At 38.9% G+C, this 5,188-nt stretch carries 6 protein-coding genes; 3 read left to right on the top strand and 3 right to left on the bottom strand.

The window, feature by feature from the left end:
• Both ACEW8O_RS03110 and ACEW8O_RS03105 read left to right on the top strand, forming a co-directional pair.
• The coding region (locus ACEW8O_RS03110; protein ID WP_373493162.1) for a Crp/Fnr family transcriptional regulator at positions 1-290 on the top strand (290 nt) is incomplete at its 5' end.
• Positions 291-356: 66 nt separating this feature from the next.
• Positions 357-1,070 carry an outer membrane beta-barrel protein gene (locus ACEW8O_RS03105; protein WP_373493161.1) on the top strand — a complete coding sequence of 238 codons (714 nt, stop codon included), beginning with the start codon at positions 357-359 and terminating at the stop codon, positions 1,068-1,070.
• A gap of 97 nt (positions 1,071-1,167) precedes the next feature.
• Here the strand turns inward: ACEW8O_RS03105 and ACEW8O_RS03100 are convergent, their stop codons facing one another.
• Both ACEW8O_RS03100 and ACEW8O_RS03095 read right to left on the bottom strand, forming a co-directional pair.
• Complete coding sequence (locus ACEW8O_RS03100; protein WP_373493160.1) at positions 1,168-2,010, bottom strand: DUF4249 family protein; 843 nt, start codon at positions 2,008-2,010, stop codon at positions 1,168-1,170.
• Between the two features lie 5 nt (positions 2,011-2,015).
• The gene (locus ACEW8O_RS03095; protein ID WP_373493159.1) at positions 2,016-4,343 is read right to left on the bottom strand and encodes a TonB-dependent receptor domain-containing protein; all 2,328 of its coding nucleotides are present in this window, start codon (positions 4,341-4,343) and stop codon (positions 2,016-2,018) included.
• A gap of 242 nt (positions 4,344-4,585) precedes the next feature.
• Between ACEW8O_RS03095 and ACEW8O_RS03090 the strand changes: the two genes are divergently transcribed.
• A complete protein-coding gene (locus tag ACEW8O_RS03090; protein ID WP_373493158.1) occupies positions 4,586-4,792 on the top strand; it encodes a hypothetical protein in 207 nt (68 codons plus the stop codon).
• 203 nt (positions 4,793-4,995) lie between these two features.
• Here ACEW8O_RS03090 and ACEW8O_RS03085 read toward each other — a convergent pair.
• Positions 4,996-5,188: helix-turn-helix domain-containing protein (locus ACEW8O_RS03085; protein WP_373493157.1), on the bottom strand; the 193-nt coding region annotated here is incomplete at its 5' end.

Raw genomic sequence — 5,188 nt, 5'->3', positions numbered from 1 at the left:
TACTTGCTTCACTGCCTTACACTTTTTTGCAACACCTTTATGAACAATTTCCCGAGAGCAATAAATTTGGCAGAACAGCTGTGGAACAATATTACATCTGGCGGGAACAAAGGGAAATCTCACTTTTGACAGATTCGGCCAGTGAGCGGTATGTAAAGCTCATGCAGAAATACCCCGTGTATCTGGAACAGGTTCCTTTAAAACATCTTGCCTCCTACCTCAACATCAAACCTGAATCCCTGAGCAGGATCAGAAAAAAGTTAATGGAGAAAAGAAAAGTACGTTCTTAACCTAGATCAATTTTTACCTCATCATCATCCCCCAACTTTGTACCTGTAAATCAATCAGGTATAATCATGAAAATTCAAACTATCAAAAAAATCCTAGTATGCTTCTCAATTATGGTTCCCTTGGCCATGTTTAATTCAGAAGCCCAAGAATTGCGTAAAACTTCAAAAAAACCTTACAAATCCCAAACCTACTTTAGCTTTGGCGCGGGGGTAAGTTTCCTTCAAGGTGTTCCTGATAACTTTTATCAAGATGGACACGGCAATGTCCAAATAGGCCTAATGAAGGAATTGCCGTTCAACAAAAGGCTGTCATTTATTACCGGATTAGAACTGGAGAGATTGACTTATAATCTCGATTTCTTTCCGGTCTTAGGTGAAAGCAATTATTTTATCCAAGCTCCGGACGGAATAAAATATACCAGGGTATTTCAAAACAGCCTTAACCTTTCAGCTCAGACCAGATTTTATTTTCGGGAAAACAACAGTAAACAAACTCCAAACATTTTCATTCAAACAGGTTTGAGAGGCGGTTATAACCTCAGTACCACATTTACCTACAGGGATGATAACCAGAATCAGACCATCAGCTTGTCAGAAGTGGCCAGTCCATTTAATTTTCAGGCAGAGTTGATGCTTGGGTTTAAGGGCAATTACTTCAAAAAACTGGAAATCCTAAATGCATCAACTTTTGGTCTTACCTACCAATTTAACCCTCTTCTGCAAGCCGGAAATGTTGAAAATATCAGGCCGATTAATCTGACATGGCGATTCTTGTTTTAAAAATAGAATTTCCCCTTGCTGTGCGATGATTAGCATATCAAGGGTAAATTCTTTTTTTCAGGAATTTCTTGGATCATTTTTCTAAATCGACACGACACTATTGCCCAATCACTATTTCAGCTTTATGGTAAGCACTGGCATTAAAATATCCCACTACTGCAATATCTGAAATCAAATTGGATTTAGGGTTGTAGGCCGGTGAATCGAAGAAACTCTCCTGTGTCAATGCCTGCATATAGATGTCAAATAAATACTGGTAAAACATATTGCTGATAGATTGTTGGTAAACGACTATTTCATCCCCTTCCTGAAATGGATCAAAGGTCAAATCAAGCCCTGCTACCAGATTCCCATCCACACGGTCATCCTCCAACACCATAATCTGGCGTGGATCATTTGAAAGCACTCCGTTCACCTTTACTTTCCACCTGTAGTTGTTCCCTTTTCCTTTTGGATCATATGTATCTATCAACAGGTAATACCCTTCTTCAAAAACCAAACTTTCCGGTTTGTATTCATAATTAATTGCGGTGATTTCGGATACTGGATCGAGTTTCTCAGTATCACTTAATATCACCTTACGGCTGAAATTTTCATGGCCTGGGATATCCGGTAAAGTAATCTCAATTTTATATTCACTTCCTATTTTACCTTTATAGTCCAATAAATACTCCCCTTCTTTGATGTAAGAATATGTACCTATAAGATTATTTTCTTCAAATAAGTTAACTACAGCTTCTTCAATGATAATCTTTTGGCTGCTTTGAAAATACGGCTGGGTTATGGACAATTTTAATGACTGCACATCATCCATATTATTTATTTCTCCATCTACCACTACCATGGCTTCATAGGATTTTACATCCAACTCAATGGTATCCATGCAGGAGAACATGGTAAACAAGAACAAAACGATCAATATATTTTTTACAATTTTCATCTTCGTTAAAATTTAAAGTTATAGGTTACACTAGGGATTACTGATCCTAAAATCGATAGTCTCACTGCCTCTGTCTGAGGGGAATTTTCCTGCTGTCTGAAAAAGACAGAGTAGGCATTCCTTCGGGCGTAGACATTATAAAGTCCAAAACTCCATGATCCTCTTTTGCCTTCGGGACTTAGGTTGGCAGAAATATCCAGTCTATGATAGGTTGGAATCCTATGGGCATTCCTTTCTCCCATTACTGGCAGGACCATTCCCTCCCATTCATACTTTCCAATAGGTTGGGTAAATGGTCTTCCTGATGCCAGAACAAAGTTGGCCGAGAAATCCCACTTTTTGTTAAGCTGGTACAAACCATATATACTAAGGTCATGAGGTTTGTCAAAATTGGCCCTATACCACTCACCTTGATTGATTCCGGCCACCTTTCTTTCTGACCTCGAAAGGGTATAGCTGATCCGTCCTGTAAACCTGCCTTCCTTTTTTTCTATGGACGCCTCCAATCCATAGGCCCGACCTATACCTTCCAACACTTCTGTTTCCAAGGTTTCATTAAAGGCCAGCCTAGCTCCATCCTTAAAGTCCTGAACCCTTCTGTAATCCTTATAATAACTTTCGACTACCAATTCGAAGTTGTTGTTTTGGATTCCCTTGACAAATGCCAAGGATAGCTGATCCACTTGTGCAGGTTTCAGATAGGCATTGGATGGCTTCCAAACATCTATTGGAGAAGGAGCATTGGTGTTGGAAATCAGGTGAACAAATTGATTGGCCCTGTGAAAACTTGCCTTGATGGCAGTGGTTTTATTGGGAGTGTAACTCAGGTTAAACCTTGGTTCAATACCATTGTAACTGGCCATGGTCTGATGTCTTGAAAACCTGACCGAGTCAATAATCGCATCTCTTTCCATTACTCCATCCTGATAAATATATTGAGTTCCGCCAAGTCTTCTGAAGTCCACGTACCTGAGTCCCAGTTCCAATTTCCATTGTTCATTGATCTTTTCATTCCATGACACATAGGCTCCTGATTCAATGGCATGTTCTTTGGCCATTTCTATTGAATTCACCGCAGATTCTTCCCCTGTTGGCAAGATAGTTCCCGGTACATAATCCTGCATATTTGATTGGAGACCAAAATCTATTGTCCTGTTTGGGTTTACAAAATATGCAGCATCAGCTTTAAAGGTCTGGTTCAGAATACTTGATTTCCAATCCCAGGAATCAGGACCATGGCTGCCTATGATATGGTAAAAATAATTGCTGTTGGTGACAGTGATATTTGTAAACAACCTGGGATTGAACACATGGTTCCATCTAAAGGTCATGGTGTTGTTTCCCCAACTGCTGCTGAAAAGATCACCCAACTTCATCACATCGTTGCCAGAATAATAGGAAAGAAAAACCCTGTCTTTATCTGAAAACTTATGGTTCACCTTTGCATTGAAATCATAGAAATAGAGGTTGTTGTTTTTCAGTTCTTCGTCACCGGATAGTCTGGTGAAGACATCCATATAGGAACGTCTGCCTGCTACCAAAAATGAAGTTTTGTCTTTTTGGATGGGACCTTCCACAGTAAGCCTACTGCTCAAAAGTCCAATTCCTCCTTTAACCTGTAACTTTTTGGAATTGCCTTCCAATTGCCTTACATCAAGGACAGAAGACAACCTTCCTCCATACTGGGCCGGCAATCCACCCTTATAGATTTTGACATCCTTGATCGCATCGGAATTGAAAACTGAGAAAAAGCCCATCACATGTGCGGCATTAAATACAGTTGCTTCATCGAGCAAAATCAGGTTTTCATCTGCTCCACCACCACGGACATTAAACCCGGAAGTGCCCTCTCCTACTGTGGATATACCCGGAAGCAACTGAATGTTTCTGATAAGATCAACCTCTCCCAATAGCTTGGGCATCTTTCTCATCTGATCCATGGATACCCTTTCTATTCCGCTCCCAATTTCAAGGATTTTTTCGTCTTTGGAGATTGCGGACACTTCCACCGTTTCCAGTGAAAGATTGTTTGGCATCAATTCTATGGAAAAATTGAGATCGTCTTGCAATTCAAGTTCAATTGTCCTGGATTCAAATCCCATATAGCTTATTGCAACCGTATGATGACCAGGATTCAGGGAAATGGAGTAAAATCCATAAAGGTTGGTAACAGCCCCTTCCGAGGTACCTTTGATCAGGACAGTTGCTCCAAGAAGCTCCTCTCCTGTCGAAACATCCCGGACATACCCGCTTAGGGTCTTTTTTTCTTGTTGAGCCTTCAAAAGGCCCACACTCAGAAAAAGTAAAAGGATAATTAATGTGGTTTTTTTCATTGTGGTTTTGTTTAAATGATAAATGGTTAAGTTTAATTTAACTTGAAAATTCTTTGAGTTCCGTTTGGAATTCCCTTCAAAATTGGGGGACTGAACCATTAAAAAAGTTCTATTTAGAAAAGTGGAACATATTTTTTTAATGATGAAAAGAATTTATACCCCATTAATTTTCAAGCAGTTATGTAAAATGGGCGAAACCAGTACAATAGAGGTGTTTTTGGTTATTGAGAATCAAAAGAAAAATGCAAAGAATAAGTTATGGAGAATTTCATATAGACAATGAAGAAATTGCATTAAACCCCAAAATGAAAAAGTTCTGGTTTGAAAAGCTGAACCATCCACCCTCAGAAAGCATTTATTTGCCCAAATATGGAATGACCCTTCCTTACGTTTTTAAAGGAAGAATACTATGGATGGAGGAAATTAGTGATGTTTTGAAAAAGAAGTAGTCACCAGCTTAAGCTTTTCTATTTATAAAATAGTGCCTTCAGGAATTCTTGGAAAATGCATATAATTTAACCCTACTTTGTCATGTTTGGGAATGGGCTAAAACCTGCCAGGTTTTATAACCTTTAAACTGTTAATCCTTTGCATGTACAGTTAATAAACCTGGTAGGTTTCTTTTAACAATGTTTAATTTGACAAATTAGGGTTAAAATAAAGCCTCTTTTTTAAATTGGCTTGGAGTCATTCCGGTATGTTTTTTAAAAGCAGTATTGAATGCAGTCTTTGAACTGAATCCTGCTTCGAATGCAATTCCGATCATGGAAAGATGGTTTAACTTTTCATCCATCATCAGGTTTTTGGATTCTTCAACCCGATAGCCATTGACCAACTCGAAAAAA

Source organism: Aquiflexum sp., from assembly GCF_041749095.1.
In the GTDB taxonomy this organism is placed as follows: domain Bacteria; phylum Bacteroidota; class Bacteroidia; order Cytophagales; family Cyclobacteriaceae; genus Aquiflexum.
The sequence above is the reverse complement of the archived record's forward strand: the minus strand, read 5'-3'. Positions and strand labels throughout refer to the sequence as shown.